Source organism: Pseudomonas sp. PWP3-1b2 (assembly GCF_049896045.1).
Lineage (GTDB): Bacteria > Pseudomonadota > Gammaproteobacteria > Pseudomonadales > Pseudomonadaceae > Aquipseudomonas > Aquipseudomonas antarctica_B.
This window is the reverse complement of the sequence record NZ_JAFCTN010000052.1, coordinates 17,329-39,325: the sequence shown is the minus strand read 5'-3', so window position 1 is coordinate 39,325 and position 21,997 is coordinate 17,329. Positions and strand designations below refer to the sequence as shown.

Below are 21,997 nucleotides of genomic sequence, written 5' to 3'. Positions count from 1 at the left end.
TGCCGAGTGGTGGGGCGGAGCGTTTTTGGTTACTTTTTGCGCTCTTCAAAAAGTGACCCGCTGTAAGAGCGGAACCAATCTCAGCCATCACCCAGATAACGGATATACACCCAATTCACAAAGCCAACCCCTTCAACTCCTTCAAATGCTTGTAAACCGTAGCCCGCCCCATCCCCAACACATTCGCCACATAATTCGAGGCGCTCTTGCCCTTGAACGCCCCCTCAGCATGCAACGCCAGCACCAGCTCGCGCTTATGGTCGCGGCTCAGCAAGTTCAAACTCAACTGCCGCTCCCGCATCCACGCGTGCAGAAACGTATTAATCCGCTCCTGCCAATCATCGCGAAACAGTGAGTCGGGCTGTGGAATCAACTTGCTCGGCGACAGAAACAAATCCAGCGCCGCCTTGGCGTTTTCAAACAACGAAATATTTAGGTTGATGCACAACACCGCAAGCCGCTGGCCCTTGTGGTCATGCAGCACAGTGCTGAGGCTGCGAATTTTCTGACCGTCCCAATTGAGCTTCTCGTACGGCCCGATATTCACTTCGCTGACATCACCGCTGACCATGTCCTCCAGCGCCGAGTCATCACCTATCGCCCGCTTCGACAGGTTATTGGCAATGTAATCGACCTTCTGCGTGCGCAAATCATGCAGCACCACTTCGGCGTGGGGGAAAAACAGTGTGGCGATCGCATCGGCGATCGCGCGAAAATTCTGCATGACCTTTTCTTGTTCGGCGGTGTTCATCAATGGGGCTCCAGGCGGACGGGGGAGAGCATACCAGCGTCCAGGCCGAACCGCGTGAGTTGCTCCGGCAGCGGGGCGCCGCGCACCAGCGCAGCGCTCGCCTGGCCCATCGCCGGTGAGGTCTGGATGCCGTAGCCGCCTTGCGCCGCCACCCAAAACAACCCCGGAACCCTGGGATCAAAACCCGAGAGTAAATCGCCATCGTGCACAAAGCTGCGCAGCCCCGCCCAGGTGCGTGTCGGGCGGCGGATGGTCAGCGTGGTGGCTTCTTCGATCTGGTAGATGCCCATGGCGATGTCCAGCTCTTCCGGCTGGATGTCCTGCGGCTCGACCGGGTCGGCATTGGCTGGCGAGCCGAGAAACATGCCCGCGTCGGGCTTCATGTAGAAGGCTTCGTCGAGGGCCACAAGCATCGGCCAATGGTGCGTGTCCACGCCTTCTGGCCCAGCGAAGATAAACGCCGAGCGACGCTTGGCTTGCAGCCCGATGGAGGCCGCGCCGGCCAGCCCGCCGATATGGTCGGCCCAGGCGCCAGCGGCATTGATGATGATGGGCGTGGTGTAGGTCGCGTCCTGGGTGCGTACATGCCAAAGGCCGTCAGAATCGCGGCTCAGGCCGAGCACGTGGCTGTCGGTGCGCACTTCACTGTTGTTGCGGCGGATACCGCGCAAGTAGCCCTGGTGCAGGGCGTCGGTGTCGATGTCGCTGGCGGTCGGGTCGAAGATCGCGCCGTGGACTTTTTCCCGGCGCAATATCGGCAGCCGTGCGCATGCCTCGTCGGCACTCAGGCGCTCCACCTGCGACACCGTGGCCTTGGCGCTCTGGTATTGGCTTTCCAGTTCCGCCGGATCGCCGCTGAAATCAACGGTCATTTCGCCGCGTGGCGTCAGCAATGGGTGCTCGCAAAAACCCGCCGGTGGCGTATCGAAAAACGCGCGGCTGGCCAGGGTCAGCGCGCGCACTTGCGGCGTGCCGTAAGCGGCGGTGTAAAGCGCCGCCGAACGCCCGGTGGAATGATAGGCCGGGTGGTTTTCACGCTCCAGCACCAGCACCTTGCCGTGCTGCGACAACCAGAACCCGGTCGACGCGCCCGCAATGCCGCCGCCGATAATGATGAAGTCTGCATGGCTCATAAACGTCTCCTGAAAGAGGGTTAGCGCTGGATTCGGTAGAGGGCATTGGCCAGGGCCACGTCTTCCAGGCCCAGCCCGATCGAGCGGAAGTACACATGCCGTTCGTAAGCGGGGCGCTGGACCATGTCGCTGAGCAACTCGGGCAGGTCGCCGATCACGGCGCGCTTGTCCCAGCCGTGCAGCTCGCTGGCAATCAGCATGTCGCCGGCAGCGCCTGGGGTGGTCTGGCGATAGTCGCAGAACACCTGCATGTCGTTGAGGCTGTGCGGCGGCACTTCATGAGCGCCCGGCGCATTGGTGCTGATGGAGGTGATCAGCGCCGGTTTGCTCAGGCGCGCCGGGTCGATCACCGGGCGCGCAGAAGAGGTGCACAGCAGGATCACGTCGGCGTCTTCGAGTGCACTGTCGACCGTTGTGGCGATGGTCAGCCGTGGGTCCAGGCTTTGGAGGTGCGCGAGGGTTTCAGCGCTGGCGCTTCCCAGGCTGGGGGAATACAGGCGAATGCTTTGCCAGTCGCGCAGGTTTTGCACGTAGCGCAAATGCGCCTGGGCGACCGTGCCACTGCCGATAATTGCCAGCCGCCTGGCGGCCAAGGGTGCCAGCGCCTCCACCGCCAGCGCCGTCGTGGCCGCGGTGCGTTCGGTGGTCAGCTCGCCTGCATCGCAAAGCAACAGCGGCTGGCCGGTGTGCATCGACATCAACAGGGTCCAGGCCGTCACCAGTGGCCCCTGTTCGCGCACGATGTACGGCGAAGTCTTGACCCCGTACACCTCATCTTCGGCCAGCACGCCCAGGTAATTGATAAAGTCGCCGGCGCCATTTGGAAACTCCACCAGCTGTTGCGGCGGCTGCACTGCAAGCCCCGCCGCCATGTCGCGGAACAGTTTATGCAAGACATGAGGAACGTCGATGTGGGCGAGTAACTCACGGGCCTGAGCCCGGTTGATCACTGGAGGCGTGCTGGACATGGATATTTCCGTATATAAACTATTTTTTCCATTATGGACTTTTGGTTCCGATGAGCAATATCCACGCGGAAAAAAGGCTGCCGATGGCGCCTCACCGCGTGCCTCGGTTCAGACCCTTCGAAAAAGATTGAAAAATCACATTAAATGTTATTTAAATACCAAAAATAATAGCGGCTCGACCGGCTGGGTCGTGCACGCAACAACACGGGGTGGCACTGCGCATGACAATTGAACAAGACTTGATGGAACAGGCAAGGCAGGCCTCTGCTCGCACCTATTCGCCGTACTCGCATTTTCCCGTCGGGGCGGCCGTGCTGACCGCTGACGGCGAGGTGGTGCTGGGCTGCAATGTGGAGAACATCTCCTACGGCCTGACCAACTGTGCCGAGCGCAGCGCCTTGTTCAGCGCCATCAGCCAGGGCCATGCACCGGGAAGTTTCAAGGCTATTGCGATCTACGCACCCAACGTTTCACTGATAAGCCCTTGCGGTGCCTGCCGCCAGGTGATGCTGGAGTTGATGGCAAAGGATGCAGTGGTGATCTGCCAGGGCAATGACCCGGCGGCCACGCGTACCTGGACCCTGGCGCAATTGCTGCCAGGCGCCTTCGACGCTTTCTAATCCCTGGCAGGCCTTCGGGTCTGCGTCCGCCTCATCCTCTGTTGAGATGCCCGCATGATCAGTCTTGTCGGAATAGCGACGCTTATTGTCATTGCCATTGCATTATCCCCTCGGCGCCGTTCGATCAATTGGCGCACGGTCTCGGTGGCCTTTGCGCTGCAGGTGTTGATCGGCGCTTTCGCCCTCTACGTACCCTGGGGCCAGGACGTGCTGGCATCGCTCTCCGGCGCGGTGTCGTCTTTGCAGCTGTACGCCAACAAGGGCATTGAGTTTCTGTTCGGAGGCCTGAGTTCACCGCATATGTTCGAGGTGTTCGGCAGCGGCGGGTTCGTGTTCGCCATCCGCGTGTTGCCGATGATCGTGTTCTTCGGCAGCTTTATTTCGGTGCTGTATTACATCGGTGTGATGGGCTGGATCATCCGTCTGGTGGGCGGCACCTTGCGCCTGTTGCTGGGCACCAGCCGCATCGAGTCGATGGTGGTGACCTCGGCTATTTTCATCGGCCAGTCCGAAGTGCCTTTGGTGGTACGGCCATTTATTGCCAGGCTGACACGCTCGGAGTTGTTCGCGGTGATGGTCGGTGGTTTCGCCGCCGTGGCCGGTTCCGTGTTGCTCGGTTATGCAGGGTTGGGGGTGGAGCTCAAATACCTGATTGCCGCGTGCTTTATGTCGGCGCCTGGAGCGCTGCTGATGGCCAAGCTGATGGAACCGGAAACCGAAACCGCCAGCACCGAACAGGTGATTTCGCAACTGGACCACGGTGAAAACCGCCCCACCAATATCATCGACGCCGCCGCCGAAGGTGCCCAGGTCGGCTTGCGCCTGGCCCTGGCCGTGGGCGCCATGCTGCTGGCGTTTATCGCCCTGATCGCCTTGTTGAACGGGCTATTGGGGTGGGCCGGCAACTGGTTCGGCTATCCGCAGTTGACCCTGCAACTGATCCTTGGGTATGTGCTGGCGCCCCTGGCGTTTCTGCTGGGCGTGCCGTGGCACGAGGCGGTGATGGCGGGCGGCTTCATCGGTGAAAAACTGGTGCTCAACGAATTCGTTGCGTATGCCGACCTGTCCAATTACCTCACCCCGGCCAAGGCGGCCGAGGCCGGCGTGCCGCTGTTGTCGGTGCACACCCAGGTGATCGTCACCTTTGCCCTGTGCGGTTTTGCCAATTTGTCATCGATCGCGATTCAACTGGGCGGCCTGTCCGGGATCGCCCCGCAACGCCGGCAGGAACTGGCGCGGCTGGGCCTGCGGGCGATGATCGGCGGCACGCTGTCGAACCTGATGAGTGCGGCCATCGTCGGCTTTTTCATTTCGCTGTAAGGAGTGCGGTATGTGGTTGCCACAAGAAGTGATTCGGCGTAAACGCGACGGCCACGCCCTGGCGGCGGCGGATATTCAACGCTTTGTCGCCGGGATTGCCGACGCCAGCCTCAGCGATGGCCAAGTGGCGGCGTTCGCCATGGCGGTGTTCCTCAAAGGCATGGACGTGACCGAACGCATCGTCTTCACCGAGGCCATGCGTGATTCCGGCGAGGTGCTGAGCTGGGACTTGCCAGGGCCGGTGGTGGACAAACATTCCACCGGTGGCGTCGGCGACCTGATCAGCCTGGTGCTGGCGCCCTTGTTGGCGGCCTGCGGCTGTTACGTGCCGATGATTTCCGGGCGTGGCCTGGGGCATACCGGCGGCACCCTGGACAAGCTCGAGAGCATTCCCGGCTATGACTGCCAACCGAGTTCGCAGCGGCTGCGGGAAATCGTGGCTGAGGTCGGCTGCGCCATCATCGGTCAGACGGCCAACCTCGCTCCGGCGGACAAGCGCCTGTACGTGATCCGCGACGTGACCGGTTCGGTGGAGTCGATTGATCTGATCACTGCATCGATCCTTGGCAAGAAACTCGCCGCCGGCCTCGATGTGTTGATCATGGACGTGAAGACCGGCAACGGTGCCTTCATGGCCGAAGCTGAGCAGGCCCGCGAGCTGGCGGCGAGTATCGTCGCCGTGGCCAACGGCGCCGGGGTCAATACCCGCGCGTTGATCACCGACATGAACCAGCCATTGGCGCGCAGTGCCGGGAATGCCCTGGAAGTTGCCGAAGCGGTGGCGTTGCTCAAGGGCGAGGTGCGCAGCGAGCGCTTATGGGAAGTCACCCTGGCGCTGGCCACTGAGGTACTGACGATGGCCGGCCTGGCGCGCGATGACGCGCAAGCCCGTGATCAGCTGCATCAGGCCTGGCAGAGCGGTGCGGCGCTGCAGCGATTCGGGCAGATGGTCAGCGCGTTGGGCGGCCCGCAGGATTTCATACAAAACCCCGATGCGTATCTGCCGAAGGCGGCGGTGTCGGTGCCGGTGTGGGCCGAAGCTGAGGGGCGCGTCACTGAGATCGATACCCGGTCGGTGGGCCTGGCGGTGGTGGCGCTCGGCGGTGGACGCAGTCACCCGGATGACGTTCTAGACCTGTCCGTAGGCTTCAGTGAGCTGGCCCTGGTGGGTGAGCAGGTGAGCGCGCAACGGCCATTGGGTTGGGTTCACGCGCGCAATAACACGCAGGCGGAGCAGGGCGCGGCTGCCCTGCGCGCGGCCTATCGATTGGGCGGCGAAAGCCTGGCCGCCCGCAGCATGATCCAGGCGGTGTTATGAGCAAAGCCATTGTGTTGGTGCTCGACTCCCTGGGCATCGGTGCCAGCGCCGACGCCGCCCTGTTTGGTGATACCGGTGCCGATACCCTGCGCCATATCGCCGAGGCCTGTGCCCGCGGCGAGGCCGATGGGCCATTGCGCAACGGGCCACTGCACCTGCCGCATTTAGGTGCGCTGGGCTTGGGCGCTGCGGCCGCAGCCAGTGGCGGTGGGCCGTTGCCTGGCCATTGGGGCGATGCGGCACCCATTGGCGCGTTTGGGCATGCCCGCGAGCAATCCTCAGGCAAGGACACACCGTCCGGGCATTGGGAAATGATGGGCGTGCCGGTGTTGTTTGACTGGGGCTATTTCGAGCAACCGGTCGACTCGTTTCCGCCGCAGTTGCTTGCCGACCTGATCGAAAAAGCCGGGTTGCCGGGGGTTCTGGGCAATTGCCATGCCTCGGGCACCACGGTGCTGGACGACTTGGGGGAGGCGCATATCCGCAGCGGTCAGCCGATTTGCTACACCTCGGCCGACAGCGTGTTTCAGATTGCGGCTCACGAAAGCCATTTCGGGCTGGAAGCGCTGTACCGGGTGTGTGAAATCGCGCGCACCTTGTGCGACGAGTACACGGTTGGGCGTGTGATTGCCCGGCCGTTCACTGGCGAGCGTGCGGGGGCGTTTCGCCGCACCGGCAACCGCCGCGACTACACCGTGCCACCGCATTCGGCGACATTGCTGGATCACCTCTGTGAAGCCGGCGGCACGGTGCATGCGGTGGGCAAGATCGGCGATATCTTTGCTCACCGTGGCATCAGCCGTTTATTCAAGGCGGACGGTAACGACGCGCTCTTCGACGCCACGCTCCAGGCTTGCCAGGCGGCGCCCGACAACAGCCTGGTGTTCGCCAACTTCGTCGACTTCGACATGCTCTACGGCCACCGCCGCGACCTGGCCGGCTACGCCGCCGCGCTGGAGGCCTTCGACCGTCGATTGCCGCAATTGCTGGCGCAGATGGACCCGCAGACATTGCTGATCATCAGCGCCGATCACGGTTGCGATCCGTCCCGCCCCGGCAGCGACCACACCCGCGAGCACGTCCCCGTACTGGCGTATGGCGCGGGGTTACCCGCCGGATGGTTGGGTGAGCGAAGCAGCTTTGCCGACATCGGCCAGACCCTGGCACAGCACTTGGGGTTGGCACCCCTGGCATGTGGCCACTCCTTCCTGCCCCCAAAGCCATAACCCCCCCCCCCACACTGTGGCGAGCGGGCTTGCCCCGCGTTGGGCTGCGAAGCAGCCCCAAAAGATGGCCCTGCTAAGCAGTCCAGCAGGAGCAAGCTCCCTCGCCACAGGCTTGTCAGCGCATGTGCAGGATGATCGGGCTGCTGCTGGCCGGGTCGGTATGCCCGCGCAGCTTGTTCACCGCAGCGGCATCAACCGCGCCACCGTTGTTGCCCCAGGTACCGCGCACGTAGCTCAGTACTTGAGCGATCTCAGCGTCCGACAACTGCTCACGAAACGCAGGCATGCGGTACGCATCCGGTACACCTGCCGCCACCACCCGTTGTGAGCCGTTGAGGGTGATGTTGATCGCCGAGGCGTCTTCCTTCGCCAATGCCGACGTGGCACCGGCCAGCGGCGGCATCGACTCGGGCTGGCCCTTGCCATCAATGCCATGGCAGGAAGCGCAGCGAGTCGCGTAGGTGTGAGCGCCGGGAACGTCCATGCGCGCATTTGCGGCCACGGCCTGGTACTGCCATGGTGTGCCGTCGCGCTGTGGGTCGCCGGGCAGCGATTTGAGGTAACGGGCGATCGCCGCCAGGTCGTCGTCAGCCATGAACTGCGTGGAGTTATTGAACGCTTCGGTCATCGAACCGTACACCACCGCATGCTTGTTGCGCCCGACCTTGAGGAACTGCACGATCTCCGGCTCGCTCCAGCGCCCCAAACCAGTGTTGGGGTCCTGGCGCAGACTGGGCGCATACCAGCCGTCGAGCAGTGCACCGGTGAGGAACGGTTTGCCGGATTCATCCAGCGCCTTCTCGTTGAAAGCCAGGCCGCGCGGCGTATGGCAGCTGCCGCAGTGGCCCGGGCCTTGAACAATATAAGCGCCGCGATTCCACAGTGCGTCCTGATCGGTTTTGGCCGCGTACGGCTCATTCGGCGCAAACACCCCGTTCCACAGCGCAATAGGCCAACGCATGTTCAACGGCCACGGAATGCTGCTGGGGATATTCGGCTGATCGGCCGGCGCGATGCCCTTCATGAAGAACGCGTACATGGCGCGCACGTCATCGTCACTGAGCTTGGCGTAAGACGGGTAGGGCATGGCCGGGTACAGCCGTCGCCCGCCCGGCGCCACGCCGTGGCGTACTGCGCGGTCAAAGTCGGCCAGCGAGTAGGCGCCGATGCCGGATTTTTTGTCCGGCGTGATATTGGTGGCGTGGATCGCCCCCAGCGGCGTGGCCATTTCCAGGCCTCCCGCAAAAGGAGCCTTGCCCGGCAAGCTGTGGCAAGCCACGCAGTCACTCAGGCGGGCGACATACTCGCCCCGACTGACTAAAGCGGGGTCGACACTGGCGACCGGTGCCGCCTCGAAAGGCGACGCCGGCTCACGGGTTACGTACCAGGCCAGCAGGCCTGCCGCGACCAGGCAGGGCAGCGCCAGCCAGCCTGCGGTTCTAGCGAATCGTCGGTTGTTCATGGGCGTTCCCTGTCGGTTAACTAAAAGTGTATCGGCTCAATGGCAAGCTGCGGATGCGCTGCCCGGTCAGTTGCGCCACCGCATTGGCCACCGCCGGCGCCACTGCGGGGAGCGGAGGTTCACCGATACCGCCCATTTTTTCGCCACTTTCGACGATCCTTACGTGCACCTGCGCCATGCGCGAGAGTGGCAGGATCGGATACAGGTCGTAGTTGCGCGCCCGTGGTTTGCCGTCCACGTACACCGCTTCCTCCACCAGGGTTTGCGACAAGCCCAAGGCCACAGCGCCATTGACCTGCGCTTCGACGATTGCCGGGTTGACGATGCTGCCCGGGTCGATGGCTTCCCAGATGTGGTGCACCTTGACCTGGCCTTTTTCAATCGACACTTCAGCAATCACCGCCGCCTGCGAGCCGAACGGCGACGCCATGGCCACGCCGCGTGCACGCTTGCTGCCGTCTTCGGCGGTATATGGGCCACGTTTCCAGCCACCGGACAAATCACCGACGGCTTGCAGCAACGTGGTCAGCCGCTTGTTGTCGCGCAGCAGGTGCAAGCGCAGTTCATACGGGTCGTGGCCGCCTTTGTCGGCCAGTTCGTCGAGGAACGCTTCATAGAAGAAGTCGTTGAGGGAATTGCCCACCGAACGCCAGTAACCAAGCATCGGCGGGCCTTTGACGTAGATCTGCGCGATGCGTTTGTTAGGAATCGCGTAAGCCTTGCCCGACAAACCTTCGAGGGCCGTAGGGTCGATTTTGTCGCCTTGTTTGCCGGCGATGGCTTCGGTGGGGCCTTCGGTGGCGCTGACCGCTTCAATGGCGATCGGCAAGCCTTTGTCGTCCAGTGCAGCACGGAACTTGACCACCGCGACCGGGCGCAGCACATCACGCAGGAACTCTTCTTCGCGGCTCCAGATCAGCTTGATCGGGCGGCCGACGGCCTTGGCCAGTGCAATGGCCTGCGGGTACGGGTTAGCCGAGTCATACAGGAAATGCCGGCCGAAGAAACCGCCCAGCAACGGCGAATGCAGGTTGATCTGTTCTATGGACAGCCCGGTGCGCTTGGCCATGTCGGCGCGGAACATATCCGGCGCCTGGTTCGGCAGCCACACGTCGAGCGTGCCGTCGGGGTTGAAGCGTGCCAGCGCTGACGGCGGCTCCAATTGAGCGTGATTCAAATACTGGTTGTGGTACGTGGCTTCAACCTTGGTTTTGGCGTTGTTCAGCGCGCCGGGCACATCACCTTCGTTTTCGTCGTCACGGGACGGGCCTTGCTGGGCGGCGAGAAAGTCACGGTACTTGTCGGTGGAAAAATCCGCCGGCATTGCCCGCACTGTCGAGTCGGCGCCAGCTTCCTGCCACTCCACCTGAATCGCTTCCACCGCGCGCTTGGCGTGCCACCAGCGTTCGGCGACTACCGCCACCGCGCCGGGCAAAGTGTGCACCGAATGCACGCCTTTCATGGCTTCGACCTGCGGCTGGTTGCGCAGGCTGGCAACGGTCATACCCAGGCGCGGCGCATGCTGCACGGCGGCGTGGAGCATGCCGTCGACTTTCAGGTCGATGCTGTATTGCGCCTTGCCGGTGGATTTGTCGTAGGCGTCCAGGCGTTTTACCGGCTTGCCGATCCAGCGGAACTGGCTCGGGTCGCGCAAGGTAATGGTGGCGGGGTCCGGCACCGGCATATCGAGGGCGCGGCTGGCCAGTTCGCCGTAGCCCAGCGAGCGGCCGGACGCGGCATGCACGACGCGGCCAGGTTGCGTGGTCAGTTGGGCCACCGGCACGCCAAGCTGTTCGGCACCGGCCTGCAACAGCATGGCCCGCGCCAGTGCGCCCAGGCGGCGCATGGTCGGGTAGCTCATGCGGATCGACATGCTGCCGCCGGTAATGCGCATGCCATTGTCCATCACTACATAGGCGTCACCCGGCGGCGCGGCTTCGACGATAAACGTGGCGGGGTCGGCGTCCAGCTCTTCACCGACAATCTGCGCCATGGCGGTGTGGGTGCCCTGGCCGCCTTCCATAAACGGGCTGAGCAGACGGACGCTGCCGTCCGGGCGAATCTCCAAAAACGCTGGCACCTGAGTGCCGCGCTCTGCAGCGCCCGCCGTGGCGGCGTAGGCCCTGGGAACGCCCATCGGCAGGCCAAAGCCTAAGACCAACGCGCCCACGGCGGTGCTGGCCAAGAAGCGTCTGCGGGAAAGGTTGACCGGTTCACCGGACGCCGCATCAAGAATGTCAGGGGGCAGGGCCATTACACGGTCCCCTTCGCCAAATCGTGCACGGCGGTTTTGATTGCGTTGTAGGTACCGCAACGGCACAGGTTGACCATTGCCGCTTCGATTTGCTCATCCGTCGGCGCGGGGGTGTGCTTGAGCAGCGCCGTGGCCGCCATCACTTGCCCCGACTGGCAATAACCACACTGCGCCACTTGTTGTTCGACCCAGGCCGCGACCACGCGCTTGCCAATGGCATCGTCTTCAACGGCTTCGATGGTGGTGATTTCGCGGCCAACCACGCCGGCCACGGGCGTGACGCAAGAGCGCACCACATTGCCATCCACCAGCACTGAGCAGGCGCCACACTGGGCCAGGCCGCAGCCGTACTTGGTGCCGGTCATGCCCAGGTCATCGCGGATCACCCACAGCAACGGTGTGTCCGCGTCAGCATCGACCTGATAGGACTTATTGTTGATACGTAATTCCATTGCTCTCACCTGCTAATCATCGGTTGGTGCAGCTTTTTTCTTTTTTATGAGTACGTGCAACGCGGGCGTTTTACGCCGGCTAGGGGCCAGGCTCAGGGCGACTGGCGCACATCGTTAGACTCTAGCCCACGGCGCAAGGGCTATCTATCCATTCGCCGAAGAGTCGGAGGATTAGGCAAGTATTCGACAGGATTGCACGCATGGGCCTGCTGACCCGGATGCTCGACGAGCGCTACCGGCGCATTGGCCTCACCTGCGCGCAACGCTTGTTATTGATGAAGGTGTTGCCGATGCAGTGATGCCTGCCCCGCCCGGCGGTGCGGTCATTCCGATTTGTACGTAGGAAACGGCCTATCTTGTGCCGCCTCTGTTGAAACGCCCCTCGGTGGGCAATAGCCTCGGACTTTTCTTAATGAGAGTGCCTGCCTTGGGTAAGCAAAAAATGGTGTGGCCCACTGAACGCGAGGTTCGCCTGCGATTTATCCTTTTTGCCGTCATCGACATGGCGAGCGCCCGAGGTGCGCCTGCCGACATGTTATTGACTGCCCACAAACTGCTGCGTACGTCGCCATCGGAGGTGCAATTGCGTGAAAGCCTGGCCGACATTCTGGCGTGCGACGCGATGTATGGCTTTCGGTTTCCACACGGTTCGGAGGCAGATGATTTCATACGGGCACTCGAGCCAATGGACAGGTAAGCGGGGTAGCGCGTTTATCTCCTGCGGTTCTGACTCAATCGAGAGCCCCTTGCTCCCCCATCGATTTACTGGCATTGTTCGCGCAATTGGTAACTCTTCCCATTTGAGAATTTTTTGCGCATGCATGACATTCCGGCCGTGCCGGGCGATTGCGCCCGTCAGCAGACCCTCGCGGCAATGTACAGCGAGCATCACGGCTGGTTGCTTGGCTGGCTGCGCAGGAAACTGGGCTGTTCCCAGCACGCGGCCGACTTGGCCCACGATGCATTTATCCGCGTACTGATGTTGGCCGAGCCGCAAGATATCAAGGAGCCCCGCGCGTTTCTGGCGACCACGGCAGGGCGGTTGCTGATTGATGGCGCTCGGCGTCGGCGCATCGAAAAGGCTTACATGGAAGCCTTGGCCATTCAGTGCGAAGACGCCGGGATGCCCGACCCGGCAGCCATTCATGTGGCGCTGCAGGCCCTGGAGCGCATCACCGAGATGCTCGCCGGTTTGCCTGTGAAAACCCGCGAAGCGTTTCTGTTGAGTCGCCTCGACGGGCTCACCTACAGCGAGATTGCCACCCGCCTGAACGTGTCTTCCAGCACCGTTAAAAACTATCTGTCCACCGCCTTGGTGCACTGTTACCACAGCCTGCATGGGGCGGACCCATTGTCGTGAGCTCGGAACAGATCATTCAACAAGCGGCGAATTGGCTGACGCGTCTGCACGATGAAGACGTCAGCGATGCTGACCGCCAAGCCTTCGCGACCTGGTGCGAGGCCGACCCGCGCCATAGGGTGGCCGTCGAGCGCATGCGGGTTTTATGGGGCAACTTCGACACGTTGCCGGCACAACCTACGCGCAGGGCGCTCAACCGCGCCTTCGCCCCGCACCGTTCGCGAGGCACACAGGTGCTGGGAGTGCTCGGTGTGGTGCTGTGCGGCTGGTTTGGCCTGCAACACCTGCCAGTGTGGATGGCCGACCAACGCACCGGGGTTGGCGAGCGCCGGCAGATCGTGCTCGAAGATGGCAGCCAGTTGCAGCTCAACAGCAACTCGGCGGTGGACGTGAGGTTCGACGGCCATCAACGGCTGATCGAACTGCTGCAAGGTGAGGTCTGGGTGGAGGTCGCCAAGGACCCGCAACGGCCGTTCGTGGTGCGCACCGATCAGGGCACGGCCACAGCGCTGGGGACGCGCTATCTGGTCAAGCGTGGCGATGACGATTCCACGTGGGTTTCGGTGATCGAGTCCAGCGTGGCGGTCAAAGGTGAAACGGGCGAAGGGTTCAAGGTTGCGGCCGGCCAGCGTTCGCGCCTCGATCACGGCCACGCCCAACCGCCGCAAGCCATCGGCAACACCGACCCCGACGCGTGGACGCGTGGCCTGCTCAAGGTCAACGACCAGCCCCTGAGCGACGTGCTGCAAACCCTGGCCAGCTACCGTCACGGCTTGGTGCGTTTCGACCCCCAGGCCCTGAAAAACCTGCGGGTGTCCGGCGTATTCAAGCTCGACGACACCACCGCAGCCCTGTCGGCACTGGCGGATAACCTGCCGGTCAGCGTGGAGTACTTCACCGACCTGCTGGTGGTGGTCAAACCGCGCTGAGTCAGCGTTCGTTTCGACGCAGGCGTTTGTACAAGGTATTGCGACTGACGCCCAATTCCCGCGCAAGGTGGGAAATGTTGCCGCCCGCGGCCTTCAGGCGCTGCGTCAGGTCCAGGTCTTCATCGATGTACTCGTCGGCAGGCAGTGGCGGCGGCACGTGCAAATCCACGAAAAAATCATCCGGCAGATGCTCCGGTCGAATCGGCTGCTCCTCCGCCATCGCCAGCGCCACCTGCAACACGCTGCTGACCTGACGCAAATTGCCCGGCCACGGGTGCTGCTCGAACAACGCCAGCACCTCGGCGCTGAGCCCGGCCCATTGGGTAGGCTCGCGGTGTTGTTGCCAAAGCTGCTTGAACAACGCCTGCTTATCCGTGCGTTCACGCAACGGCGGCAATTCGAGGGTCAGGCCGCCGATGCGGTAGTACAAATCCTCACGAAAGCGCCCGGCCTGCACCCACTCGCGCAGGGCGCGGTTGGTGGCCGAGATAATGCGTAAATCCACCGGGAACAGCTCGCTGCTGCCCACCGGTTGCACGCAACGCTCCTGCAATACCCGCAACAAACGGGCCTGGGTCGGCAGTGGCATATCGCCGATCTCGTCAAGAAACAGCGTGCCCTTGTCTGCCTTGCGAATCAGGCCAATGCTGCCTTTCTGGTTCGCACCGGTGAACGCGCCTTTTTCGTAGCCAAACAACTCCGATTCCACCAGCTCTGCGGGAATCGCCGCACAGTTCACCGCGATAAATGCCTGTCGGCTGCGCGAGCTGGCCTGGTGCAGGGCTTTGACGAACACCTCTTTGCCCACGCCCGTCTCGCCGTGGATCAACAGCGGAATATCCTTCTCCAGCAAACGCTCGGCCTGGCGCACGGCTTTCTCCACGCGTGCGTCGCCAAAATGCAGGGTCTTGAGGCCAATCACCGCCGGCTGTAACGGTGCCGGTTCGCTGGGTTTAGGCTCGCTGAAAACCCGCGCCTGCACGGGCATTTGCCTGGGCCGTTTCAACAAACATTGAAACCGGTTGCGTCCCGCTGCCTGCAGGGCAAACGGCAACCCTTCCGGCTGGTTCAGCAACTCCAGCAGCGAGACCTTGAACAAACTGTCGATCAACACCCGCGACAGGCTGATGCCGAGCAAATTGTCGGCGCGGCGGTTGGCCGAGAGCACCTGGCCGCTCTCATCAAAGATCAGCAGGCCAGCCCATTGGCTGTCGAGGTTGTTCAGGCCGGTGTTGAAGGTCAGCTGGAAATGTTCGCCGCGAAACAGGTTGAGGATCAGCCGGTTTTCCACGGTCTGGCTCATCATCTTGACCATGCCCAGGGTGTGGGAGGGCGGCAGGTAGCTGTCGCTGGACACATCCAGCACCGCGATGATTTCGCGCTGCGCATCGAAGATCGGCGCTGCCGAGCCGGTCATGAATCGGTTGGCCTTGAGGAAGTGTTCGTCGTGCTCGATATGCACCGCCTGCGCACACGCCAGTGCGGTGCCGATGGCGTTGGTGCCGCTGGAACGTTCCTGCCAGCTGGCGCCGGGGTTAAACCCACGGGCGAGTTTGGGCTCGATGAAACGCTGGGTGCCCCATGACGTCAGCACTTGCCCCTCGTTGTCGGCCAGCATGATCAGGCAGTTGGAATTGCTCAGGATGTTTTCGTAGTAGGGCAGGACTTCCTGGTGGGTGGTCTGCACCAAGGAATGCTGGCTTTCCAGCAATTGGCTGATGCCCTCGGCGGGCAGTTGATCGAAGCTGGGGGCACTTTGATGGTCCAGGCCAAAGGCGCGGCAACGGCGCCAGGATTCCTGGATAAGGGTGTCGTGAGCCAAGGGTTCGGCCATGTTGACCTTCTTTTTATTGTTATTTTTATGGAGCCTTGCGCGGTCAAAATGTGAGAGCTGGCTTGCCTGCGATAGCGCTGTGTCAGCTTGCATTGCTATGGCTGATGCACCGCTATCGCAGGCAAGCCAGCTCCCACATTTGCCCTGTGTTAGCCATGAGAGTGTTGTTCAGAACTGTTCATTGTCAACCCCACAGGTGTTCAGTTGTTCAGCGGGAGTGTTCACTCCTGAACATCGCCATTCAGCCATTTCCTTACACATCAAACGCTTGCAGTTTTGGCACGAAACTCGCTCTGACGAATGGCCAGATTCATTCCAATAATAAAAAAGGTCGTGTCATGTCATTGACCCTGGAGCACGTCACCCGCGTTGTCGAAGGCCAGACCTGGATCGACGACGCCAACCTGCGTTTCGAAGCCGGTTCCTTCAACGTTTTGCTGGGCCGCACCCTGTCCGGTAAAACCAGCCTGATGCGCCTGATGGCTGGCCTGGACAAGCCCGACAGCGGCCGCATCCTGATGAACGGCGTGGACGTCACCCAAAAACCGGTGCGCCTGCGCAACGTGTCGATGGTCTACCAGCAGTTCATCAACTACCCAACCATGACGGTGTTCGAAAACATCGCCTCGCCGTTGCGCCAGGCCGGTGTGTCCAACGAACTGATTCAGAGCAAGGTGCTGGAAACCGCAAAGATGCTGCGCATCGAGAAATTCTTGCAGCGCCACCCGCTGGAACTCTCCGGCGGCCAGCAGCAGCGCACCGCCATGGCCCGCGCGCTGGTCAAGGACGCCGAGCTGATCCTGTTCGATGAGCCGCTGGTGAACCTGGACTACAAACTGCGCGAAGAACTGCGTCAGGAAATGCGCGAGCTGTTCAAGGCGCGCCACACCATCGCCATCTACGCCACCACCGAGCCCAACGAGGCCCTGGCCCTGGGCGGCACCACCACCATTCTTCACGAAGGCCGGGTGATCCAGAGCGGCAAGGCCGCCGAGGTCTATCACCAGCCGCAGACCGTACTGGCCGCCGAGCTGTTTTCCGAGCCGCCAATCAACCTGATGCCGGGGCGAATCAGCGGCAATGAAGTGAGCTTCGCCAATTTTGTGCACTTCCCCTTGAACGTCGACCTGCGCCCCATCGGCGAAGGCGAATTCCGTTTCGGCGTGCGCCCCAGCCATATCAGCCTGGTGCCGAGCAACGATGACGACCTGGAGCTGGCGGTGACCGTGGAAGTGGCCGAGATCAGCGGCTCGGAAACCTTCCTGCACGTGCGCAGCGAGCACTTCCTGCTGGTGCTGCATCTGCCGGGCGTGCACGAGTACGACGTCGACGCGCCGATCCGCGTGTATATCCCCACCCATAAACTGTTAGTGTTCGATGGCCAGGGCCGTTTGGTCCAGGCCCCCGGACGCCGTGTCGCGAGGGTTGCCTGATGGCCGAGATCCATTTGCAGAACCTCGCCCACAGCTACAGCCCTACGCCAAGCGGCCCTGAGGACTACGCGATTCGGGAAATGAACCACGTGTGGGAGCAGGGCGGGGCCTACGCCTTGCTCGGGCCGTCGGGCTGCGGCAAGTCGACCTTGCTCAATATCATCTCCGGCCTGCTCAGCCCGTCGGAGGGCCAGGTGCTGTTCGACCATAAAGTGGTCAACGACCTCACTCCGGAAAAACGCAACATCGCCCAGGTGTTCCAGTTCCCGGTGGTGTACGACACCATGACGGTGTTCGACAACCTGGCGTTTCCACTGCGAAACCAGGGCATGGCCGAGGCAAAAGTGCACAGCAAGGTGCAGGAAATTGCCGAAGTCCTCGACCTGCAAAACCTGCTGAGCAAAAAAGCCCGCAACCTGACCGCCGATGAAAAACAGAAAGTCTCCATGGGCCGTGGCCTGGTGCGCGACGACGTGTCGGCGATCCTGTTTGACGAACCGCTGACGGTGATCGACCCGCACCTCAAATGGAAACTGCGGCGCAAGCTCAAGCAGATCCACGAGCAGTTCAACATCACCATGGTCTACGTGACCCACGACCAGCTGGAAGCCTCGACCTTCGCCGACAAGATCGCGGTGATGTACGGCGGGCAGATCGTGCAGTTCGGCACGCCGCGTGAACTGTTCGAGCGGCCGAGCCATACCTTTGTCGGCTATTTCATCGGCAGCCCGGGGATGAATCTGATTGAGGTGCAGGCCGAGGCGGGCGGCGTGCGCTTTGCCGACACGCTGCTGCCGCTGTCCGAGGCCTTGCAGCAACGCCTGCGCGACACGGACTACAAGAAGCTGCAGGTAGGCATCCGCCCGGAATTTATCCATGTGTGGGACGAGTACAACCCTGACGCAATGCAGGCGGATGTCGTACACGTCGAAGACCTTGGTACCTACAAGATCATGACCCTCAACCTCGACGGCGCGCCGTTGAAAGTGCGCCTGGCCGAAGACAAACCGGTGCCTGAAGGCAAGGCTTCCATCAGTTTTCCCGCGCAATGGCTGATGGTCTACGCCGATGATTACCTGCTGGAGGTGCTGCCATGAACAAGGTGCAGAACAACAAGGCCTGGTGGCTGGTGCTGCCGGTGTTCCTGCTGGTGGCGTTCAGTGCGGTGATCCCGATGATGACCGTGGTCAACTATTCGGTGCAGGACATTTTTGACCAGTCCAGCCGCTATTTCGTCGGCGCCGACTGGTACAAACAGGTGCTGCTCGACCCGCGCCTGCATGACTCGCTGCTGCGCCAGTTCATCTATTCGGCCTGCGTGCTGCTGATCGAAATCCCCTTGGGTATTGCCATCGCCCTGACCATGCCGACCAAGGGCCGCTGGTCGTCGCTGGTGCTGATCATCCTCGCCATTCCCTTGCTGATTCCGTGGAACGTGGTCGGCACCATCTGGCAGATTTTCGGCCGCGCCGACATCGGTTTGCTCGGTTACAGCCTTAACGCGCTGGGCATCAGCTACAACTACGCGGCCAACACGGCAGACGCCTGGGTCACCGTGCTGGTGATGGACGTGTGGCACTGGACCTCGCTGGTGGCGCTGCTTTGCTACTCCGGGCTGCGGGCGATTCCGGACGTGTACTACCAGGCGGCGCGGATTGATCGTGCATCGGCCTGGGCGGTTTTCCGACATATCCAGTTGCCGAAGATGAAAAGCGTGCTGCTGATCGCGGTGATGTTGCGGTTTATGGACAGCTTCATGATCTACACCGAGCCGTTTGTACTCACCGGCGGCGGGCCGGGTAACGCCACCACGTTCCTCAGTCAGACGCTGACCCAAATGGCCGTAGGCCAATTCGACCTGGGCCCGGCGGCGGCGTTTTCCCTGGTGTACTTCCTGATCATCCTGTTGGTGTCCTGGCTGTTCTACACCGCCATGACCCACTCCGACGCCAACCGCTGAGGCCGCCGACATGAGCAAACGCAAGCTGATCCCGCTGCTGATCTACATCCTGTTCCTGCTGGTGCCGATCTACTGGCTGCTGAACATGTCCTTCAAGAGCAACACCGAAATCCTCGGTGGGTTGACCCTGTTTCCGCAGGACTTCACCCTGGCAAACTACAAGGTGATCTTCACCGACCCGAGCTGGTACACCGGCTACCTCAACTCGCTGTACTACGTGAGTCTGAACACGGTGATCTCCCTGAGCGTGGCGTTGCCGGCGGCCTACGCGTTCTCGCGCTACCGTTTTCTGGGTGACAAGCACCTGTTCTTCTGGCTGTTGACCAACCGCATGGCGCCACCGGCGGTGTTTTTGCTGCCGTTCTTCCAGCTGTATTCCTCGATTGGTTTGTTCGATACCCACATCGCCGTGGCGCTGGCGCACTGCCTGTTCAACGTGCCGTTGGCGGTGTGGATTCTGGAAGGCTTCATGTCTGGTGTGCCCAAGGAAATCGACGAAACTGCCTACATCGACGGCTACAGTTTTCCCAAGTTCTTCGTGAAGATTTTCATCCCGCTGATCGGCTCCGGCATCGGTGTGACGGCGTTCTTCTGCTTCATGTTTTCCTGGGTTGAGCTGTTGCTGGCGCGCACCCTGACCTCGGTCAACGCCAAGCCGATCGCGGCAGTGATGACGCGCACGGTCTCGGCGTCGGGGATCGATTGGGGCGTACTGGCGGCGGCGGGGGTGTTGACCATTCTGCCCGGCATGCTAGTGATCTGGTTTGTTCGCAACCACGTGGCCAAGGGCTTTGCCCTGGGCCGGGTCTGAGGAGTCGATGATGGAATGGATGGCCTGGACCACCCCAACTGCACTGTTCTTTGCGGGCATCGCCCTGATTCTGGTGGGCATGACCACCTGGGAACTGCGCTCGCCGAGCATCCCTCGGCGCGGTTTATTACCGATCAGCACCACCCGTGGTGATCGCTTGTTTATCGGTCTTCTCGGCAGCGCCTACCTGCATCTATTGGTAATTGGCGTAACCGGCTGGAGCATCTGGGTAGCAACTGCGCTGTCCCTGGTGTGGCTGTTGTGTGTGATGCGTTGGGGCTAGTGCTCCGTTTGAATAAACAACCAGGAGGTCTCTATGTTCGATAAAAACAATAAGCTGCGACATAGCATTTCATTGGCCGCCGTACTGGCCCTCAGCGGTTTGAGCGCCACGGCGTGGGCCGATGCATACGAAGACGCGGCGAAAAAATGGATCGGCAGTGAGTTCAAGCCATCCACGCTCACCGAAGCCCAACAGCTTGAAGAGTTGAAATGGTTTATCAAGGCTGCGGAACCGTTCCGTGGGATGAAAATTAATGTGGTGTCGGAAACCCTCACCACCCACGAGTACGAATCCAAGGTGTTGGCCAAGGCCTTCAGCGAAATCACCGGGATCAAGCTGACCCACGACCTGCTGCAGGAAGGCGACGTGGTGGAGAAGCTGCAAACCCAGATGCAGTCCGACAAGAACATCTATGACGGCTGGGTTAACGACTCGGACCTGATCGGTACGCACTTTCGCTATGGCAAGACCGAATCGATCACCGACCTGATGGCCAACGAAGGCAAGGACTTCACCTCGCCGACCCTGGATATCAAGGACTTTATCGGCATCTCGTTTACCACCGCGCCGGACGGCAAGATCTACCAGCTGCCAGACCAACAGTTCGCCAACCTGTATTGGTTCCGCGCCGACTGGTTTGAGCGCCCGGAGCTGAAAGCCAAGTTCAAGGAAAAATACGGCTATGACCTCGGCGTGCCGGTGAACTGGTCGGCCTACGAAGACATTGCCAAATTCTTCAGCGAAGACGTCAAGGAGATCGACGGCAAACGCGTTTATGGGCACATGGACTACGGCAAAAAAGACCCGTCACTGGGCTGGCGCTTCACCGATGCCTGGTTCTCCATGGCCGGTGGCGGCGACAAGGGCTTGCCCAACGGCTTGCCGGTGGACGAGTGGGGCATTCGCGTGGAGGACTGCCACCCGGTCGGCTCCAGCGTCACCCGTGGCGGCGACACCAACGGCCCGGCCGCTGTGTTCGCCACGCAGAAATACGTGGACTGGATGAAAGCCTACGCGCCACCGGAAGCGGCGGGCATGACCTTCTCCGAATCCGGCCCGGTGCCGTCCCAGGGCGCCATCGCCCAGCAGATCTTCTGGTACACCGCGTTTACCGCCGACATGACCAAACCAGGCCTGCCAGTGGTCAACGCCGACGGCACGCCGAAATGGCGCATGGCGCCGTCGCCCGTCGGGCCGTATTGGGAAAAGGGCATGAAGAAGGGCTATCAGGACGTGGGTTCCTGGACCTTCCTCAAGTCGACGCCGGAGAAACAGAAACTCGCGGCCTGGCTTTACGCGCAGTTTGTGACCTCGAAAACCGTCTCGCTGAAGAAAACCATCGTTGGCCTGACGCCGATTCGTGAGTCCGACATCAACTCCCAGGCCATGACCGACCTGGCGCCCAAGCTCGGCGGTTTGGTGGAGTTCTACCGCAGCCCGGCCCGCGTCGAGTGGACCCCGACCGGCACCAACGTGCCGGACTACCCACGCCTGGCGCAACTGTGGTGGAGCAACATCGCGGCGGCCGCCAGCGGCGAGAAAACCCCGCAACAGGCGCTGGACAACCTGGCCAAGGAACAGGACGCGATCATGACGCGCCTGGAACGCTCCAAAGTCCAACCGGTATGCGGTCCGAAAATGAACCCCGAGCGTGACGCGCAATACTGGTTCGACCAGCCGGGCGCACCGAAGCCGAAACTGGCCAACGAGAAACCCAAAGGCGAGACCGTAAGCTATAACGACCTGCTCAAGTCGTGGGAGGCGGCGCGTAAGTAAGCAGAGGCTCTCAGTAGAGAGTTAGCTTCCTGTGGCGAGCGGGCTTGCCCCGCGTTGGGCTGCGCAGCAGCCCCAAAACCCGGCGACCGAGATCTAACCGAAGAACT

Annotated in this window: 21 protein-coding genes; 14 read left to right on the top strand and 7 right to left on the bottom strand. The window is 61.7% G+C overall.

The features are described 5' to 3' along the window. Window positions 1-115: 115 nt before the first annotated feature. The 3 genes from ACP7A2_RS24220 to ACP7A2_RS24210 are packed head-to-tail and all read right to left on the bottom strand — an operon-like array spanning window position 116 to window position 2,852. The gene (locus ACP7A2_RS24220; RefSeq protein WP_426136319.1) at window positions 116-751 is read right to left on the bottom strand and encodes a helix-turn-helix transcriptional regulator; all 636 of its coding nucleotides are present in this window, start codon (window positions 749-751) and stop codon (window positions 116-118) included. Beyond that, window positions 751-1,884 carry an NAD(P)/FAD-dependent oxidoreductase gene (locus ACP7A2_RS24215; RefSeq protein WP_426136318.1) on the bottom strand — a complete coding sequence of 378 codons (1,134 nt, stop codon included), beginning with the start codon at window positions 1,882-1,884 and terminating at the stop codon, window positions 751-753. Before ACP7A2_RS24215 ends, ACP7A2_RS24220 begins: the two co-directional genes overlap by 1 nt. Window positions 1,885-1,904: 20 nt before the next feature. Further along, entirely contained in the window at window positions 1,905-2,852 is a 948-nt protein-coding gene (locus ACP7A2_RS24210; RefSeq protein WP_426136317.1) for an ornithine cyclodeaminase family protein, read from the bottom strand. Here ACP7A2_RS24210 and ACP7A2_RS24205 point away from each other — a divergent pair. The 5 genes from ACP7A2_RS24205 to ACP7A2_RS24185 are packed head-to-tail and all read left to right on the top strand — an operon-like array spanning window position 2,851 to window position 7,336. Continuing rightward, window positions 2,851-3,084: a hypothetical protein gene (locus ACP7A2_RS24205; protein ID WP_426136316.1), complete on the top strand. Its 234-nt coding sequence runs from the start codon at window positions 2,851-2,853 to the stop codon at window positions 3,082-3,084. The genes ACP7A2_RS24210 and ACP7A2_RS24205 overlap by 2 nt on opposite strands. Next, window positions 3,074-3,472: a cytidine deaminase gene (locus ACP7A2_RS24200; RefSeq protein WP_426136315.1), complete on the top strand. Its 399-nt coding sequence runs from the start codon at window positions 3,074-3,076 to the stop codon at window positions 3,470-3,472. The genes ACP7A2_RS24205 and ACP7A2_RS24200 overlap by 11 nt, the downstream gene beginning before the upstream one ends. A 54-nt stretch (window positions 3,473-3,526) precedes the next feature. After that, window positions 3,527-4,792, top strand: a complete 1,266-nt coding sequence (locus ACP7A2_RS24195; RefSeq protein ID WP_375070835.1) for a NupC/NupG family nucleoside CNT transporter — start codon at window positions 3,527-3,529, stop codon at window positions 4,790-4,792. Between the two features lie 10 nt (window positions 4,793-4,802). Beyond that, a complete protein-coding gene (deoA, locus tag ACP7A2_RS24190; protein ID WP_426136314.1) occupies window positions 4,803-6,110 on the top strand; it encodes a thymidine phosphorylase in 1,308 nt (435 codons plus the stop codon). Further along, on the top strand, window positions 6,107-7,336 hold the full coding sequence (locus ACP7A2_RS24185) for a phosphopentomutase (protein WP_426136313.1): 1,230 nt from the start codon (window positions 6,107-6,109) through the stop codon (window positions 7,334-7,336). Before deoA ends, ACP7A2_RS24185 begins: the two co-directional genes overlap by 4 nt. A 115-nt stretch (window positions 7,337-7,451) precedes the next feature. Here the strand turns inward: ACP7A2_RS24185 and ACP7A2_RS24180 are convergent, their stop codons facing one another. The 3 genes from ACP7A2_RS24180 to ACP7A2_RS24170 are packed head-to-tail and all read right to left on the bottom strand — an operon-like array spanning window position 7,452 to window position 11,504. Then, entirely contained in the window at window positions 7,452-8,798 is a 1,347-nt protein-coding gene (locus tag ACP7A2_RS24180) for a c-type cytochrome (RefSeq protein WP_426136312.1), read from the bottom strand. 16 nt (window positions 8,799-8,814) lie between these two features. After that, window positions 8,815-11,052 carry a molybdopterin cofactor-binding domain-containing protein gene (locus tag ACP7A2_RS24175; protein WP_426136311.1) on the bottom strand — a complete coding sequence of 746 codons (2,238 nt, stop codon included), beginning with the start codon at window positions 11,050-11,052 and terminating at the stop codon, window positions 8,815-8,817. After that, the gene (locus ACP7A2_RS24170; protein WP_426136310.1) at window positions 11,052-11,504 is read right to left on the bottom strand and encodes a (2Fe-2S)-binding protein; all 453 of its coding nucleotides are present in this window, start codon (window positions 11,502-11,504) and stop codon (window positions 11,052-11,054) included. Before ACP7A2_RS24170 ends, ACP7A2_RS24175 begins: the two co-directional genes overlap by 1 nt. Window positions 11,505-11,931: 427 nt before the next feature. Between ACP7A2_RS24170 and ACP7A2_RS24165 the strand changes: the two genes are divergently transcribed. The 3 genes from ACP7A2_RS24165 to ACP7A2_RS24155 all read left to right on the top strand — a co-directional run bounded on the left by ACP7A2_RS24165 (window position 11,932) and on the right by ACP7A2_RS24155 (window position 13,793). Continuing rightward, complete coding sequence (locus ACP7A2_RS24165; RefSeq protein WP_426136309.1) at window positions 11,932-12,201, top strand: hypothetical protein; 270 nt, start codon at window positions 11,932-11,934, stop codon at window positions 12,199-12,201. A gap of 120 nt (window positions 12,202-12,321) precedes the next feature. Further along, entirely contained in the window at window positions 12,322-12,864 is a 543-nt protein-coding gene (locus tag ACP7A2_RS24160; RefSeq protein ID WP_426136308.1) for a sigma-70 family RNA polymerase sigma factor, read from the top strand. Next, on the top strand, window positions 12,861-13,793 hold the full coding sequence (locus ACP7A2_RS24155) for a FecR family protein (protein ID WP_426136307.1): 933 nt from the start codon (window positions 12,861-12,863) through the stop codon (window positions 13,791-13,793). The genes ACP7A2_RS24160 and ACP7A2_RS24155 overlap by 4 nt, the downstream gene beginning before the upstream one ends. Window position 13,794: 1 nt before the next feature. Here ACP7A2_RS24155 and ACP7A2_RS24150 read toward each other — a convergent pair whose 3' ends face one another. Then, window positions 13,795-15,627 (bottom strand): sigma-54-dependent Fis family transcriptional regulator, encoded by a 1,833-nt coding sequence (locus ACP7A2_RS24150; RefSeq protein ID WP_426136306.1) that lies wholly within the window; start codon window positions 15,625-15,627, stop codon window positions 13,795-13,797. Window positions 15,628-15,965: 338 nt separating this feature from the next. Between ACP7A2_RS24150 and ACP7A2_RS24145 the strand changes: the two genes are divergently transcribed. From ACP7A2_RS24145 to ACP7A2_RS24120, 6 genes are read left to right on the top strand one after another with little or no spacing between them, the layout of a single operon-like run. Continuing rightward, the gene (locus tag ACP7A2_RS24145; RefSeq protein WP_426136305.1) at window positions 15,966-17,060 is read left to right on the top strand and encodes an ABC transporter ATP-binding protein; all 1,095 of its coding nucleotides are present in this window, start codon (window positions 15,966-15,968) and stop codon (window positions 17,058-17,060) included. Then, window positions 17,060-18,157, top strand: a complete 1,098-nt coding sequence (locus ACP7A2_RS24140; protein WP_426136304.1) for an ABC transporter ATP-binding protein — start codon at window positions 17,060-17,062, stop codon at window positions 18,155-18,157. Before ACP7A2_RS24145 ends, ACP7A2_RS24140 begins: the two co-directional genes overlap by 1 nt. Next, window positions 18,154-19,020 (top strand): carbohydrate ABC transporter permease, encoded by an 867-nt coding sequence (locus tag ACP7A2_RS24135; protein ID WP_017735078.1) that lies wholly within the window; start codon window positions 18,154-18,156, stop codon window positions 19,018-19,020. The genes ACP7A2_RS24140 and ACP7A2_RS24135 overlap by 4 nt, the downstream gene beginning before the upstream one ends. 10 nt (window positions 19,021-19,030) lie before the next feature. After that, on the top strand, window positions 19,031-19,831 hold the full coding sequence (locus tag ACP7A2_RS24130; RefSeq protein ID WP_003232361.1) for a carbohydrate ABC transporter permease: 801 nt from the start codon (window positions 19,031-19,033) through the stop codon (window positions 19,829-19,831). Window positions 19,832-19,841: 10 nt separating this feature from the next. Next, the gene (locus ACP7A2_RS24125) at window positions 19,842-20,114 is read left to right on the top strand and encodes a DUF2160 domain-containing protein (protein WP_348059483.1); all 273 of its coding nucleotides are present in this window, start codon (window positions 19,842-19,844) and stop codon (window positions 20,112-20,114) included. A 33-nt stretch (window positions 20,115-20,147) separates the two neighbouring features. After that, the gene (locus tag ACP7A2_RS24120) at window positions 20,148-21,890 is read left to right on the top strand and encodes an ABC transporter substrate-binding protein (RefSeq protein WP_426136303.1); all 1,743 of its coding nucleotides are present in this window, start codon (window positions 20,148-20,150) and stop codon (window positions 21,888-21,890) included. The last annotated feature ends 107 nt before the right edge of the window (window positions 21,891-21,997 follow it).

Bases quoted from the DNA above. Each gene is read 5' to 3' on its own strand.
- ACP7A2_RS24220 (WP_426136319.1), bottom strand. From the start codon at position 751: ATGAACACCGCCGAACAAGAAAAGGTCATGCAGAATTTTCGCGCGATC.
- ACP7A2_RS24215 (WP_426136318.1), bottom strand. From the start codon at position 1,884: ATGAGCCATGCAGACTTCATCATTATCGGCGGCGGCATTGCGGGCGCG.
- ACP7A2_RS24205 (WP_426136316.1), top strand. From the start codon at position 2,851: ATGGATATTTCCGTATATAAACTATTTTTTCCATTATGGACTTTTGGT.
- ACP7A2_RS24210 (WP_426136317.1), bottom strand. From the start codon at position 2,852: ATGTCCAGCACGCCTCCAGTGATCAACCGGGCTCAGGCCCGTGAGTTA.
- ACP7A2_RS24200 (WP_426136315.1), top strand. From the start codon at position 3,074: ATGACAATTGAACAAGACTTGATGGAACAGGCAAGGCAGGCCTCTGCT.
- ACP7A2_RS24195 (WP_375070835.1), top strand. From the start codon at position 3,527: ATGATCAGTCTTGTCGGAATAGCGACGCTTATTGTCATTGCCATTGCA.
- deoA (WP_426136314.1), top strand. From the start codon at position 4,803: ATGTGGTTGCCACAAGAAGTGATTCGGCGTAAACGCGACGGCCACGCC.
- ACP7A2_RS24185 (WP_426136313.1), top strand. From the start codon at position 6,107: ATGAGCAAAGCCATTGTGTTGGTGCTCGACTCCCTGGGCATCGGTGCC.
- ACP7A2_RS24180 (WP_426136312.1), bottom strand. From the start codon at position 8,798: ATGAACAACCGACGATTCGCTAGAACCGCAGGCTGGCTGGCGCTGCCC.
- ACP7A2_RS24175 (WP_426136311.1), bottom strand. From the start codon at position 11,052: ATGGCCCTGCCCCCTGACATTCTTGATGCGGCGTCCGGTGAACCGGTC.
- ACP7A2_RS24170 (WP_426136310.1), bottom strand. From the start codon at position 11,504: ATGGAATTACGTATCAACAATAAGTCCTATCAGGTCGATGCTGACGCG.
- ACP7A2_RS24160 (WP_426136308.1), top strand. From the start codon at position 12,322: ATGCATGACATTCCGGCCGTGCCGGGCGATTGCGCCCGTCAGCAGACC.
- ACP7A2_RS24150 (WP_426136306.1), bottom strand. From the start codon at position 15,627: ATGGCCGAACCCTTGGCTCACGACACCCTTATCCAGGAATCCTGGCGC.
- ACP7A2_RS24145 (WP_426136305.1), top strand. From the start codon at position 15,966: ATGTCATTGACCCTGGAGCACGTCACCCGCGTTGTCGAAGGCCAGACC.
- ACP7A2_RS24140 (WP_426136304.1), top strand. From the start codon at position 17,060: ATGGCCGAGATCCATTTGCAGAACCTCGCCCACAGCTACAGCCCTACG.
- ACP7A2_RS24135 (WP_017735078.1), top strand. From the start codon at position 18,154: ATGAACAAGGTGCAGAACAACAAGGCCTGGTGGCTGGTGCTGCCGGTG.
- ACP7A2_RS24130 (WP_003232361.1), top strand. From the start codon at position 19,031: ATGAGCAAACGCAAGCTGATCCCGCTGCTGATCTACATCCTGTTCCTG.
- ACP7A2_RS24125 (WP_348059483.1), top strand. From the start codon at position 19,842: ATGGAATGGATGGCCTGGACCACCCCAACTGCACTGTTCTTTGCGGGC.
- ACP7A2_RS24120 (WP_426136303.1), top strand. From the start codon at position 20,148: ATGTTCGATAAAAACAATAAGCTGCGACATAGCATTTCATTGGCCGCC.